8 protein-coding genes and 1 pseudogene are annotated in these 14,993 nt (G+C 34.3%); 3 read left to right on the forward strand and 6 right to left on the reverse strand.

Annotated features, from left to right (window positions below):
* Positions 1 to 127 precede the first annotated feature (127 nt).
* Positions 128 to 322: a hypothetical protein gene (locus tag F6K22_RS11490; RefSeq protein WP_293097280.1), complete on the forward strand. Its 195-nt coding sequence runs from the start codon at positions 128 to 130 to the stop codon at positions 320 to 322.
* A 1,710-nt stretch (positions 323 to 2,032) separates the two neighbouring features.
* Here F6K22_RS11490 and F6K22_RS11495 read toward each other — a convergent pair.
* The 6 genes and pseudogenes from F6K22_RS11495 to F6K22_RS11520 all read right to left on the reverse strand — a co-directional run bounded on the left by F6K22_RS11495 (position 2,033) and on the right by F6K22_RS11520 (position 11,161).
* Positions 2,033 to 2,614, reverse strand: coding sequence for a M23 family metallopeptidase (locus F6K22_RS11495; protein WP_293097283.1), 582 nt, complete (start codon positions 2,612 to 2,614; stop codon positions 2,033 to 2,035).
* A 1,211-nt stretch (positions 2,615 to 3,825) separates the two neighbouring features.
* Positions 3,826 to 4,110: pseudogene (locus F6K22_RS11500) on the reverse strand (RNA-guided endonuclease TnpB family protein); the annotation flags it as partial.
* Positions 4,111 to 4,296: 186 nt separating this feature from the next.
* Positions 4,297 to 4,683, reverse strand: coding sequence for a hypothetical protein (locus tag F6K22_RS11505; protein ID WP_293097285.1), 387 nt, complete (start codon positions 4,681 to 4,683; stop codon positions 4,297 to 4,299).
* Between the two features lie 1,021 nt (positions 4,684 to 5,704).
* Positions 5,705 to 6,691, reverse strand: coding sequence for a protein translocase subunit SecF (gene secF, locus F6K22_RS11510; RefSeq protein WP_293097288.1), 987 nt, complete (start codon positions 6,689 to 6,691; stop codon positions 5,705 to 5,707).
* Between the two features lie 934 nt (positions 6,692 to 7,625).
* Positions 7,626 to 9,011 (reverse strand): protein translocase subunit SecD, encoded by a 1,386-nt coding sequence (gene secD / locus F6K22_RS11515; RefSeq protein WP_293097291.1) that lies wholly within the window; start codon positions 9,009 to 9,011, stop codon positions 7,626 to 7,628.
* A gap of 1,166 nt (positions 9,012 to 10,177) precedes the next feature.
* On the reverse strand, positions 10,178 to 11,161 hold the full coding sequence (locus F6K22_RS11520) for an alpha-ketoacid dehydrogenase subunit beta (protein ID WP_293097293.1): 984 nt from the start codon (positions 11,159 to 11,161) through the stop codon (positions 10,178 to 10,180).
* A gap of 692 nt (positions 11,162 to 11,853) precedes the next feature.
* On the opposite strand from F6K22_RS11520, the gene dnaA reads away from it, so the two are divergent.
* Both dnaA and dnaN read left to right on the forward strand, forming a co-directional pair.
* Entirely contained in the window at positions 11,854 to 13,224 is a 1,371-nt protein-coding gene (dnaA, locus tag F6K22_RS11525) for a chromosomal replication initiator protein DnaA (protein WP_293097296.1), read from the forward strand.
* A 996-nt stretch (positions 13,225 to 14,220) separates the two neighbouring features.
* Positions 14,221 to 14,993 (forward strand): DNA polymerase III subunit beta (dnaN, locus tag F6K22_RS11530; RefSeq protein WP_293097299.1); only part of this gene is annotated, 773 nt, incomplete at its 3' end.

The raw sequence follows: 14,993 nt of genomic DNA on the forward strand, positions 1-14,993 counted from the left end.
TTGGTGAATGGTTGCTAAAACGCTGACTATAAAGGTTGCCGAAAAAATTACAATGCACCATTACTACCTGTCTTAATTTTTCCCATTTACTTTGAGCGTGCCGAGCATGCTAATAGCTTAAGCTGCAATGATAGCCATTATTTATCCCACTAAAGTCGGAATTATTCCTTTAAGTTTAGTCTGTCTCATGCCAATTATGTCAAAAGCTATGACAAGGAAATCATTTCAATTTAGGGTATTTGAAGAATTAGTAGAACCAACTTCAGATCTAGATCTATTAGCAATAAAAAACAATGACATGGCTAATTTAAGAATTAATTAATCCACGACCAACCCCACTCAATGACAACTATTTGGACATGAAGGGTGTATTTCATAGTTATCTAGCCTTTTATCTTCATAACCTAATATTTATATTAGATTAGGTTGAGAATTGCCAGGGGTTTTAGTTCAATACCATAACAACATCCTTTCTTTAGTTTTTGTGAAAATATCAGAAATTTTACTACACAATTACTTCTAGTTAGCTATGGTGCTATATTTACCAGGTAAATAGTTCAGGGAAATATTTACAACATAACAAATTATACCCTAGCTATAAAATTTTTTACCCAAAAAAGGGACTAATATTTATTTTAGTTTGTACTTTCTGTCTTCAACCTCCTTTTTTTCTAGCATTTACTCTTGTCATTACATCTCTTACTATCTATAATTGTAAGATTTTTGTCAGATGAACGTGATTAGTTTCATGCTGGCAATAATCTATAAATTAATCACCTCCACTATTAATCATGTTGAGTTTAGACAAATATTTTTAGTTTTTTCACACATATACTAATCCTCGACACGGTTGTGTAGAAAATATTTTAGTAAAAGGGCACAGAGAACAGGAGTAAAATTTCAAAGTTTGTCTTTTGGTATTTTCTGCCAATTATTTCGTATTTCTATACTACTTAAGTACTTTATCTTAACTATATATAAATTTTCCCAAATAGCTTTTTGCTCAAGTGATTTGATTATTTTATTAAGATTTTCCCGACTTTTGGTTAATATTTTTATTCATTCCTATATTATTATAATTTTTTTTACTCTATCTGTCATAATTTTGATATTTTTTCCTAATTTTATGAATATAAATTTAGTTTTCCCCTTAGTTCTATCCTTTTTGGACTTGATAGTAGATTCTATTTTCCGGGTCAAGTTCAAGTTTTTCTTTCACTATGACACTCAAATACTGATTGTAATGATTAACTGTATACAACCTTAATTAAAGCTAACTCTGAAAAACTTGATAATTTTTAGTTTAACAGATTATTTTGTCAACGCCCACTCCTATTCTCCCACACTTATTATTTTTTGTGATTGTTATGGTCATTACAGATCAATTTTGATCTGTTTATTTATCTATTATATTTATTTACTATAAATTAATCAATCATTTTAATCTTATACTCACACTTTGGTGTTCATCCTTGATTAGTCTTAACTGCTTTGATCGAATCTCAACACTCTAGTTTCAAAATTAGTAGGTAAAGTTAATGGTTGATTTTTTAATGAGCAGTTTACAAAAATTGACAAAAACTGTTTGTTATATAAGGACATTTATCTAAACCCAAATTTTCGGTAACAGATACTCCTTATCTGTAACTTAGCTCAAATTTTAGCAATTGGAGTTAAATATTACGTTAAGAGAAATTAAGTTTTTGATGTTAAGCAGTCATGATAGATATTCATGCTCCACTTTTTATAAATATTTAAGGATAGCATATTGAAACTAGGCAATACCAAAACGATTAGTGTAAGTGCTGAATACGAACAAGATTAATTATAAGTAAGTAGTCAAGTAAAGTATACAAGTATATTTTTTCCGCTACTGCCTACTCCCTGAAAAATATTAAATTAATTTTGCAGAGGTACTTATTGCTAATTACTAAAGACCAGTCAAATAATCTGCTACAAATGTTGCCAGAACTTTACAGTTATTAAGATGTATTTATTTTATGGAAGCTTTCTCATATTTTAGTATTTCAATTCAATGAGAACCTTTTCTCAAAAATTTGATGTAATTTTCAACAAGAGGACGGGTTACTTTTCTGTTAGTAATTCTTTGTCCATTAAGATAATGAATTTGAGCATGGACATGATAACCTGAAGTTCTTCCTGTGAGACCTTGGATGCCAATTGGTTGTCCTTTAGTAATTCTTGTTCCTTTTCTTGGTGGCGAACCTTGAAGTAAATGACCCATTAACCAATAATAATTAGTCCCATCACACATAAGTTCAACTATCTGACCCGCACCTTGGGCAGTTGTAAAACTGCCATTTTTGCCTTGAAATCTAGTTCGGCGAATAGTTCCTTGACAAGGCGCTGGAATGGGAACTTTTAATTGACCATTTAGCTCCAGAGTAAAGTCATAAGCTCCAGGAGGAGTATCATCAATGAAATAGGGAGTATGAATTACATAAGGGAGAAATTTATCTGATTTGCCATAGTATGGGGTCAGCAAAGGAGTAATTTCGGGGAAATAATCTTCTACCCACTCTTGCACAATGACTATTTTTTTTACTGTTTGCCCTAGTATTTTAACTCCTGTTTTGACTAAGGGAGCTAACACAGTTATATATATTAAAAATATAAATATCAAAAAAACAAAAAAATTTTTAACTCTACCACTATTATGATTGTATTTTGCTTGTAAAAAAAGTCGTTTAATTATTAAAAATAATGGCAATTTATCTTGTTTTAAGTTGTGTTTAAATGACTTTTTATATCTAAATTTTCGCAGATATTTTTTCATAAGTAATTGGATGATTTTAATTTTTTGTTGACAACTAATAAATTAATATTATACTAATTAAAGTCGATTAAAGAGATTGAGTATTTCTCCCACTGAATGGTGTCATATCCCTTGATAAGTAATCCTATTCTTCAAAGTTCATGGTTGACTTAGTAACTGCTGGAAAAACTGTTTATTAAATGAAAGTCAAATCCTTGTTTAGGGTTGTTTTTGCTGGTGCAAAGCTTTCCTGGCTCATGTTGCGTATTCATTTCGGCAACAGCAGTTTGACTGCCACACAAGTCAGTTAAAGCTCCGCTACATCAACAGTGCTAGTAAGGAAGTAGGCAAAATTATTTGTGTTTTTACTATTCAGTGATATGTTGATTTATCTGTAGCTTGTTTGCTACTCCTTGTAGACTCAAAATGCACAGTTATTTTGCAGAGATACTGATACATAAGTCAAAATTCAGGCATTAAACAATCAGGTATTAAGATTATATGAGCAGCCAAACTTTAATTAACAATAATTTAAGGGCATTAATTTAACACTCCAACTTGTGACATTATTTAGGTGAATTGGTATAATACCATGCATGAAAAAAGAATGTTACCGAGAAATTAAGACATAAAGCCTCTCCATTCATGGAGAAGGAAGCGGTCGGAAAGCGGAGCATGACCTAGGATGGGATGGATGGGTTACCTAACCATATCCAATCGACCAAGAGAAAAAAAAATTCCTTTTAGCCAATCCTATCCGTTATAAGAATAAGAAGAGGTAATTATTAATTGTTAATTATTCATTATTCATTATTCATTATTCATTATTGAAAAATAGTTTAGGGTTTGAAGAAGGTAAGCAATAAGCATTGACATCCTCCCGACGCTGCTATACGCGAGACAGCGCGGGATTCCCTAGCATCGCTGTTAGGGGCTTTCTGTTTCTTAGCACCAGCATAAGCGAGATTTACTCCCAGAAGGTCTAAAAGCGCGCTCCTAAAGACAAGCCAGCGCCGCTAAAGGGGGTCTCCCCCATGAGCGACTGGCGCTGACACTGCGAGTCCCGCAGCCAAAATGTTAATTGCAGCGTTTATATCCCTGTCATGGTGAATACCACACTCTCGGCAGTCCCACTCTCTAATATTTAGAGGCAATTTTTGTACTACATAACCACAGTTAGAGCAACGCTTGGAACTAGGGAAGTATCGGTCAATTTTGACTAACTGGCGTCCATACCATTCAGCTTTGTACTCTAACTGCCTTACCAATTCTCCCCAATTAGCATCACTGATGGCTCTAGCTAATTTGTGGTTTTTGACCATGTTCTTAGCACTGTTTTCGCATCAAAAAGGGACTTGCCTTTATATGTCAATGGTTTTGGATTTAATCAGCAAGCCCTAATTAATATCCCCTATTTATAGCAAACATTTATCAAAGTGCTGGAAAACAAATAAGCCTTTAACAATTATAAAGAACTGATATAGTATATGGAGTAAATGCTCCAGTGCAATAATTATAGATTAATTTGAGTTATCTGGAATTACCCACTTCCATAAAGGATGAGTTTGCCCTTGATGATTAATCTGACGTACTTGTTGTTCTAAGCGCTTTTGTTCTTCTGGAGATATACCCCAAAGAATATGTCTACTTTGCCAAACTAAAACAGCAGTCGTAGTACCAACACAAAGACTTAAACCAAGGGTGGCTAGCTTATTATAAGCCAAAGCGTAACGTACAGAAACCCAGGTAAAATGCTTTATCCACAAAGCAATTTCTCCGCGTAAACTCCAGATACTTAAAAAACCAATACTAATCCAGAGCAACCCAACTATTAGCCACCTACCATAAATAATTAGTATGTAGAGTCTTTGTACTTGTACTTGTGAAACTGAATCATCTTTACACATTTTCAGGATTTTCAAGGAATAAGAAAAAAAAGAATATGGTAAATTATCCTATTTGACTACTTCTGGGATTAACGTTACAGGGATTTTAAGTTAATACTACGAACGAGATAAATCCATATTGGTTTGTTTCCACCCAGCTAACTGACTACAGAGTTATTCTCTGAGACCTCAAAACCCTCCTACAAAGTTAGCTTAGTCCAAAACCTAGCTTAGATGCTTGGTGTTCTGATAATATTTCTAACAACCTTATAGTCTGCATTGAGATACAAATTATTAGTTTTCCTATACAAACCATTCTTTATTCTTTTTCCTGAGAGTTTTCAATCATTGGGTTTTTAATCATAGTTAGTACATTATAGCACTAGACATTTAGGGCGAGGAAATCACTAAATGCTGTTTGCGGAGAATTTCCGCAGGCAAAACTCTCTGAGAGATTAGTTTTGACTTTTGACTTTTGAATTTTGAATTTTGACTTGCGCGTGGTGCCATATCATCATCTAAGAACTGATTTGTCAACTTAGCTAAAAGTCTTATATTACCGAAAAATAAAGGTTGAAAGCCTCTCATTTCAAGGAGAAAAAGCGGTCGGAAAGCGGAGCATTCCGTCAGGATGGGATGGCGAGGTTTCCGTTCCCTCCGGGACGCTACGCGCACTTCGAAGTTTTGCGAAGCGCAAACGCTTGCCTCCAATCTCCCCTTGAGAGCGGTCGGAAAGCGGAGCATTCCGTCAGGATGGGATGGCGAGATTTCCCGAAGAAAGCAGAGCAACTCCGAAGTGCGCCATATCCCATCGACCAAGAAAAGAAGAAAATTCCTTTTAACCAATCTTCAATGTTTTAAGAAGAGGTAATTATTAATTATTAATTATTAATTATTAATTATTGAACGAGCTTGCATAATTTAGTAATTATCTTTTTGAATCTGGCCGTAGAAATATTTACAAATTCTAAATAGAAGTTGCTCTAATTTTTTTTCAGTTAAGGTATAAGAATTTGAAAATTATCATTTTCTCTAGTTATATCTAAACAGTATTTTCTTGGCTTTCTACTAATTCTGAATTTTCTTCTATAGGATTGGGGATAAATTCACCAATACGTTCGCGCCACCAAGCTAACAGTGTACTAGCAATAAAGATACTAGAGTAAGAACCTGCCACAAAACCAATAATTAAAGCCAAAGCTAAATATTTTAAAGTTTCTCCACCAAATATTAGAATACCAACCAAGGGTAATAAAGTAGTCACAGTTGTATTAATTGACCGTGTTAAAGTTTGATTAACAGCATTATCAACTATCTGATCGATTGATTCTCCTGGATAGCGCTTAATTACTTCTCTAACTCGATCATAAATTACGACTGTATCATTAACAGAAAATCCAATAATAGTTAGTAAGGCAACTAAAAATAAACTATCTACTTCTACACCAGCTACTAAACCAAGAATTGAGAAAATGCCAACCGTAACTAATATGTCATGGAATAGGGCAACAAAAGCAAATACGGCATAGTCCAACTTAAATCTAAAAGTTAGGTATACAGTAATGCCAAAAAAAGCAACCAGTAGAGCTGATAATCCAGAGGTAAAAATTTGTCGTCCTAAAGTAGGGCCAACCGTATCAATTTGAGTGGAATTTGGGTCAAATTTGCCAAATTCTGCACTTAAAGCTGTAATTAAGTTAGTCCGAGTATCAACATCTAAAGTTTTTGTGCGTATGTCAAGAGCTTGTTTCTCTTCTCCCACAACTTGAATACTGGCGTTGCCTAAATCTTGGTTGCTTGTTATTTCTCTAACAGCAGCAACTGTAATGGCTTTATTGCAGTTGTTGGGTATAGTGCAATCTAATTCTAATTGTAACCGAGTACCCCCAACAAAGTCTAAACTTGGACGTAAAGGCGCACCAATATCTGGTCGAGTCCAAGAAATGACCATAGCAACTAAACCACTAAGTATGATAGACCCTGAAATTGTCCACCAAAGCGATCGCTGTTTAATAACACTTATTTTCATTTTTATTGAACCAATTAGATGTAGGATTAGACAATAGAAAAAATTTTAACAAGCTATCAGCTATCAGCTATCAGTATTTCCTTAGCAAAAGGCGATAGCCAAGCGAATCGCAATAGGCTGAACGCTGACTACTGACTACTATTTCAATAGGGAATAATAATTCTTTCTTGTTTCAAGAAAGGAACATGAGAGTAGGGAATAGCTAAATCAATAAAAATTATACTCAAGAAGTTTTCTGATGACTCCTATAACTGACATTCTGAACATTAATTTTTCAGATTATCAAAGTAGTATAAAATCAGTCAATCGCTTTTCTTTAACTTTCTAATACTCAAATAATCAGGAGAGCTAACTACTGACTACTATTTCAATAGGGAATAATAATTCTTTCTTGTTTCAAGAAAGGAACATGAGAGTAGGGAATAGCTAAATCAATAAAAATTATACTCAAGAAGTTTTCTGATGACTCCTATAACTGACATTCTAGACATTAATTTTTCAGATTATAAAAGGTAGTATAAAATCAGTCAATCGCTTTTCTTTAACTTTCTAATACTCAAATAATCAGGAAAATAGTAAGTATAAATAGTTAGGGCTGGCTGATTAACTATCAAAGCATTGTACAGATAAAGGCAAGTGCCTTTTTTGGTCGAAAAAAGTGTCAGCTTTTCAGTTCAAAAAGCTGAAAAAGTTAGCATTTTGGGCAGACAAGGATAGAAAAATCACTCTGACAAATATATCCGACTACCTCCTCTATAATTTCTCTAACTCCTGAGTTCTGAGTTCTTAGTTCTACCCAAACCCATGCATACTTTTTCCGCCAACCCTAGTTAATTATTAACTCCAATTAATTGGTAAACTTCATTTTCTCCTGAATCTTTGCCTTTTATAATAAGTTTTGCAATGCGGAATGTAGGCTATGAGGTTTTTGAGATTATTTCAATTCTGGACAGAATAATTCTGGTTTGCGGAATTGGGAAAATCCAATTGTCCAAAACATTAAAGTTCGACTACAAGTAAGAGCAGTAAACATACTAATTGCTACACCAATTCCCAAAGTCAGAGCAAAACCTTTTACCAAACCAGTTCCTAACCAGAATAGTGCTACACAAGCAATCAAAGTTGTGACATTACCATCTAAAATACTAGAAAAAGCTCGATAAAAGCCAGATTCTACAGAACGATATAAAGTTTTACCAGCTCGTAACTCTTCCCTTGTCCGTTCAAAAATCAAAACATTGGCGTCTACTGCCATACCAATACTTAGGATAAAACCAGCAATTCCTGGCAATGTTAAAGTAACTCCCAAGATGGAAAAACTAGCAATGGTAAATAGGGCATAAATAATTAGAGCTACGTCAGCAATTATCCCAGGCAATCTATAGTACCAGACCATAAATATTAACACTAAAATTAAGCCACCAATTCCAGCATAGACACTACGCTGAATACTATCCCTACCCAAAGTTGCCCCAACAGTTCGATTTTCAACTATTTCTACAGACACAGGTAGAGCGCCACCCCGTAGTTGTACAGCTAGGTCATTTGCTTGTTGAGCAGTAAATCTACCTTGAATAACGGCATTACCACCAGTAATACCTGTCTCTGCAAATTCAACACTAACTGTAGGAGCGCTTAATAATTTATCATCTAGGAAAATACCAATACTACGTCCAGTTCCTGCTAAATTTTTGGTCAGTTCAGCAAACTTCTGCCCTCCTTCAGAGGTGAAGCGCAAAGCCACATTCCAATTATTAGATCCAGGAGCTTCTGGTTCAGCCAAAGCATCTCTCAGGTCTTGACCTTTAATAGTTGGTTCTTTGAATAATTGGGCGATCGCTTGATTTGTTTTTTCGATAGATTCTAAATTTTTTTCTATAGCTTCTTGGTCTTCACTATTTTTGAGTAATTCTTGCTCTACTAATAGTTGTCTTTGTACTTGATATTCAATTCCTAACTGTTGTTCGGTGCCTTGTAATTGTTCTCGAAAGTCGAGTTGAGCTGTCCCCCCTAAAACCCGTTCTGCTTGTTCAGGGTCATTTACTCCTGGTAGTTGGACTAAAATTTGGTCTTGTCCTAAGGATTGGACTACTGATTCTGATACACCTAGAGCATTAACCCTATTTTCTACTATTTTTAGGACTCCTTCCATTACACGTTCGTCAATGGTGGGAATTTCCTCTGAAGTTTGTAGTTGAATTGTGAGTTGTGACCCACCTCTGAGGTCTAATCCTAAACGAATCGGAATTTGACTTAATACTGTAATTGATGCGATAACTAGAACTAAGATTAGGGCTATATAAGAATTTTGTCTACGCATGATTTAACTAGCTGAAAGCAGCATTTAGAGGATTATTTGAGAGATGATTAATATTTTGCTTTTGTTTATTGGCAATTTGAATTTTTTTGATGTTTTTTGAGATAATTTATTTTATTAAAGTAAATGTTAATGCCTGAGAGAATGTTTATAAATTCAAGATGTCTAACTATTTCTCTTGTCATATTTGTATTAGCAGCAAATACATATTTCCTGAATCTTATTTTTACTTGAAATAGTTCTTAATTCTCGTTTTTTTTATTAGGGCTTGCTGACTAACTATAAAACCCTTGATCGGCAAATGATTTAGTTTTTTTTATGTTTAAAAAGTGCCAGCTTTTAGCTTACTCTAGTTAAAAATATCAGCATTTTGAGCAGACAAGATCGGAAAAATCAAGGAACAATTATTTTTTCTACTTCCTCTGTAATTCTTCCTAATTCCTAACTCCTAACTCCTGACCCTACCTCCTAAGACTTTTTCAGCAAACCCTAATTATAATTGTACAAATTAAGCAATCTACAAAGCAGTGCAATAATAAATAGGAAAATAAAAAATGGAGCATGATAGCTAATTGCTATATAGCAATCATATTTCATTTGTAAGATTTTATAGTAATTAGAAGTTACCTAGGGTAGCCGTCGGATTGGCGACGTACATAAATTAGAACATAAAAGGATTTGAATTTATCTTAAATGTTCTTAAATATACTTAAATGTTCTTAAACATATCATAAATCATTCCTGATTACTATATATATATAATAGATACAGATACCCCTTAAACAAAGTATATACCCAAAATACTTTACAACTTATTCGAGGAATTAATAAGGAAGAAATAGGAATGAACTTGGAAGCATTCAGTTGGGAATTTTATCATAAGGAAGTAAGAAGGAGAAAATAGGAAATAAGAGTTGATTTCAATCAAAAAAGTTTCCTTTTTTTCCTCTTCCTTCATAAGCATTCAGCTATTAGCATTTAGCCTTTCGTGCGGAATGCTACGCAAACAGATTTTGAAAGAATCAAGCAACTGCTAAAGTTAGCTGATAACCTTTTTCTTCATAACTTTTAATTCCCTTTGGAGACTAATCCATCCTTCCACGATAATGAGTTAATAAATCATAGCTGGTAGCTGACGGCTGAATGCTTACCTTCCTTCTTCCTTGGAGTTAAACTTTCATTGCCACCATTTTTTGTACTGCTTCAACAATTTGTTCTGGTTGTACAATTGTTAATCTTTCAAGTGTACCATTATAAGGTGTGGGAATATCTTGAGAAGACAATCGCAGAACAGGTGCATCTAATTCATCAAATAATCTTTCATTAATTGAGGCAATTAACTCAGCAGCAATGCCACCTGTTTTCATGCACTCTTCAACAATAATCACTCTGTGAGTTTTCCTAATAGAAGTACCAATGGTTTCAAAATCGAGGGGTTTGAGAGATATTAGGTCTATAACCTCTGGGTCATAACCCTGTTTTTCTAAAGTTTTTACTGCTTGGGTAACGTGATGACGCATTCGGGAGTAGGTCAAGATAGTAACATCTTTTCCACTCCGTACCACTTCTGCTTTATCTAGAGGTAACAAATACTCTTCTTCTGGTAAGTCTTCTTTGAGGTTATAGAGAAGAACATGCTCAAAAAATAAGACCGGATTTTCATCACGGATAGCTGCCTTAAGTAAACCTTTGGCATTGTATGGAGTTGAACAAGCTACTATTTTCAGACCAGGAACAGCTTGAAAATAGGCTTCTAATCTTTGAGAATGCTCTGCACCCAACTGGCGACCCACACCACCAGGACCACGAATCACTAATGGGATTTTGAAATTGCCACCAGAGGTATAGCGTAACATTCCAGCATTATTGGCAATTTGGTTGAAGGCCAATAATAAAAATCCCATATTCATACCTTCTATTATAGGCCGTAATCCAGTCAGAGCTGAACCTATGGCCATTCCTGTAAAGCTATTTTCTGCAATGGGAGTATCAAGGACACGTAGTTCCCCATATTTTTGATAAAGGTCTTTGGTAACTTTGTAGGACCCTCCATAGTGACCCACATCTTCACCAAGAACATATACAGTCGGGTCTTGAGCCATTTCTTCATCAATGGCTGCACGGAGAGCATTAAATAATAAAGTTTGTGCCATTTATATAGATTGGTTATATGAGTTAGGTTGCATTTCCCACAATGACCTAAGAGTGAGATTTAGGCTTCTCAGGGAGTCAACATATTGGTTCCGTATCCTGAGGTTTGTTTTTAATTCCCCATGCTGTCCCACTGGAGAAACAAAAATTACTCGGAATTTTAGCTGATAGCTAGTTAAATGTTAATATTAACCTTTTGCTGCTTACATAAAGCAGCTTTTTAACTAATTTTACTTTACTTCTGTTTAGTACTAATTCCATATCATAAAAAACTATATTTGTCAAACTAAAATATAATTACTTTATCATACCAAGCGTGATAAATGTTTGCTACAAATAGCTAGGGGATTGTTTAAGAGTCAGAATTCAGAACTCAGGAGTCAGAATCAATAGCTTTGATATCATTTATTCCTTCATAATTTATCTTATTAGTCAAAAGGATATATCTTGTAAGGTATGCACGATTGTCCTTATTATTCATAACATTCTTTTTTGAAAATGGTATAAGGCAATATAAATTATATTGTTGACTAAATTTTTAGAAAACCTCTGTACAAAATTTAACTTGATGTTTTAAGTAGTATTTTGAGAAAAAATGTAACTTGTTTAGTGGTTCTTAGCAACAAATTTTTATTGAATAATTTATAAATTAAATTTGCTTTTATTTGTACCAACATAAAAAAAGAGGTTAGCAGTGGAAAGTTCTCTTGATAATTTGTGGAACCAAGTTTTAGAAAGGCTGCAATTACAGTTAAGCAGACCGACTTTTGAAACTTGGATTAAAACAGCTAATGCTGAACAATTAGAAAATAATTGTTTAGTAATTCGCACCCCTAACCCTTTTGCTCGGAATTGGTTACAGAAATACTATATAAAAACCATTGCTGATGTTGTACATAATATTCTAGGTTACCCAGTAGAAATTTACTTAACTACTTCTTCTGTAGGTGAAGATGATAGAAAAGAAGATTTGGGACTAATATGGCCTGAGCATAAGGCTGCTGATATTCTAGAAAGTTTATCTATTCAAAAGCCTAAACCAGCAAATCTTAATCCAAAATATATGTTTTCTCGGTTTGTGGTAGGTCCGAATAACCGTATGGCTCACGCAGCTTCTTTAGCAGTCGCAGAGTCTCCAGGGCGAGAGTTTAATCCTTTATTTTTATGTGGTGGAGTCGGTTTAGGTAAAACTCATTTAATGCAAGCTATTGGTCATTATCGCTTAGAGATTTTTCCTGATTCTCAAATATTTTATGTTTCTACAGAAAAATTTACTAATGATTTGATTGCTGCTATTCGTAAAGATAGTCTCCAAGGTTTTAGGGAACATTATCGAGCTGCAGATGTTTTGTTGGTAGATGATATTCAATTTATTGAAGGTAAAGAATATACTCAGGAGGAATTTTTTCATACTTTTAATACTTTGCATGAAGCTGGCAAACAAATAGTATTAGCTTCTGATAGACCTCCAAATCAAATTCCTAGTTTACAAGAGCGTCTTTGCTCTCGGTTTTCTATGGGATTAATTGCAGATATTCAAGCTCCCGATCTGGAAACTAGGATGGCAATTTTACTGAAAAAATCTGAGTATGAAAATATGCTTTTGCCTAGGGATGTAATTGAGTATATTGCTACTAGATATCCTAAAAATATTCGGGAGTTGGAGGGTGCTTTGACTAGGGTTGTTACTTATATTTCTATTTCTGGTTTGCCAATGACTGTGGAGAATATTTCACCTATTTTAAATCCACAAACGGAAAAATTGGAGGCATCACCAGAGGCAGTGATTAAGGTTGTTTCGGAAAATTTTAATGTATCTATAGAGGATTTAAAAGGTAGTTCTAGAAAGCGAGAAATTACTTTGGCAAGACAGGTTGGTATGTATTTGATGCGACAACATACAGATTTGAGTTTGCCAAAAATTGGAGAGTTTTTTGGAGGAAAAGACCACACCACTGTTTTGTATAGTTGTGAAAAAATTAGTCAGCTACAAAGTAGTGACTTGAATTTAGCTCAAACCATTCGACAGTTGAGCGATCGGATTAATTTTTCTAGTCGTGATTAGTCAGTAGAAACAATAAGGAGAATATTAAAGAACTAGAGAACAAAAGTTTCTCCTTATTGACATAACTCTATTCAGTTAAGGATTCCATGAAACCTCAAATATTGTATCTTAATCTAAACAAAAAAACTTATATAGCAATCAGGGATAGTGGTAAACAAGTAAGGATTTTGCTCGTCTACCTTATGACAATTGAAGGGATTTACCAACCCAAATCCTTACATCTTTAAGACTATCCAATCAGAAATCAGATGTGAGAATTTGACTATTCCCTAAAAGTCTAGAATATAGTGGTTATCTTATACATAAAATACAGTTTTTTTCCTTCTTCTCTATTGTCTGTTGCCTTCTGAAGCTATTGCCTAAAAGCCTACAATATTTCACAATTCAGATTGGATGAAAATATATAATTATGACTTTTGAGTTTTGATTTGCAAAAACTGTTTTGCCTGTGGAAAACTTGTGGAAAAATATCAAATCTACAATCTAATTGGTCTCAAACATTTCAAATCAAATAGCAAAAGTCCCAATCTGAATCTTATAGCGGTTTTCCAAAATGTTGACTACAAAACTTCTGCTCTCTCTGTACCCTCAGCATAAGTGCCTTTAAGGCAAAATCTCTGTATTCTATATTAATGAAAACTGCTATTAGGTCTGGGTCTGATACCTGAAGTATAAATACTGGAAAGATGAGGATATTTTATCGGGTTGGAGTATCTAAAAAATTGAAGCTATCAAAAATCTCAAATTTTCTCTTGACCCAAAAATAGATTTTTCCACAGGTTTTCCACAGGCTATTGATTTGTAAAATCATTGATCCAGTAAAGATTTTTTGGAGTTTTCCACATTTTCCACAGATATTAACTTGAGATTTTATTACTGATATTTTTCGTCTCATGTCAGAGGTCTAGATTACTCAAGTTAAGAATGCTAGGATTTCAGTTCGAGGTGAGTTTTGTTCAAAAAACCTCCTGTTCCTTGTTAAATAACTAAACTCCAATGAAATTAACTTGTACTCAAAGTGATTTAAGTAGTAACCTTTCTCTAGTTAGTCGTGCAGTTCCCTCTCGACCTAATCACCCAGTATTAGCAAATGTTTTATTAACTGCAGATGTAGAGAATCAACGCCTAGAGTTAACAGGTTTTGACTTAGGTTTAGGAATTCGTTCCAGTTTTTCAGCAGTTGTAGAAACTGGTGGAACTTTTACTTTACCTGCCAAATTATTTAACGATATTGTTTCCAGACTACCGGACGGTAACATTACGATTGATGATGATGAAGGGGAAGCGATCGCTACTCTTACTTCTACATCTGGACGTTATCAAGTCAGAGGTATGGGAGGGGAGGAATATCCAGAATTACCAAATGTGGAAGATGGGGAGGTTGTAAATTTACCTCCCGAAGCTTTAATTAATGGTTTGAAAGGAACTCTATTTGCCACAAGTCCTGATGAAACGAAACAAGTATTAACGGGAGTACATTTAAAAGTACAACCAGATGGTTTAGTATTTGCTGCGACAGATGGCCATAGGTTGGCAATAGTAGAGACTGAAAGTATAACACCAGAGGGTGAGGAAGAAACAGAGGTAGGGGCGATTCGCGAATCGCCCGTACAAGAAATTGCAGAGTTTGAAGCAACAATTCCGGCAAAAGCTTTAAGGGAAGTTGAACGGATGATTGGGATGGGTAAGTCTGGTTCTTCTGTTACTTTAAGATTTGACGAAGGTCAGGTAATTTTTGAGTTGGGAGAGCAGCGTTTAACAAGTAGAAA

It is taken from the genome of Okeania sp. SIO2F4 (genome assembly GCF_010672385.1).
GTDB lineage: Bacteria > Cyanobacteriota > Cyanobacteriia > Cyanobacteriales > Microcoleaceae > Trichodesmium.

What these genes read in the sequence shown, in the direction of transcription:
- F6K22_RS11490 (WP_293097280.1), top strand. Translation starts at nt 128, where the DNA reads ATGATAGCCATTATTTATCCCACTAAAGTCGGAATTATTCCTTTAAGT.
- F6K22_RS11505 (WP_293097285.1), bottom strand. Translation starts at nt 4,683, where the DNA reads ATGTGTAAAGATGATTCAGTTTCACAAGTACAAGTACAAAGACTCTAC.
- secF (WP_293097288.1), bottom strand. Translation starts at nt 6,691, where the DNA reads ATGAAAATAAGTGTTATTAAACAGCGATCGCTTTGGTGGACAATTTCA.
- secD (WP_293097291.1), bottom strand. Translation starts at nt 9,011, where the DNA reads ATGCGTAGACAAAATTCTTATATAGCCCTAATCTTAGTTCTAGTTATC.
- F6K22_RS11520 (WP_293097293.1), bottom strand. Translation starts at nt 11,161, where the DNA reads ATGGCACAAACTTTATTATTTAATGCTCTCCGTGCAGCCATTGATGAA.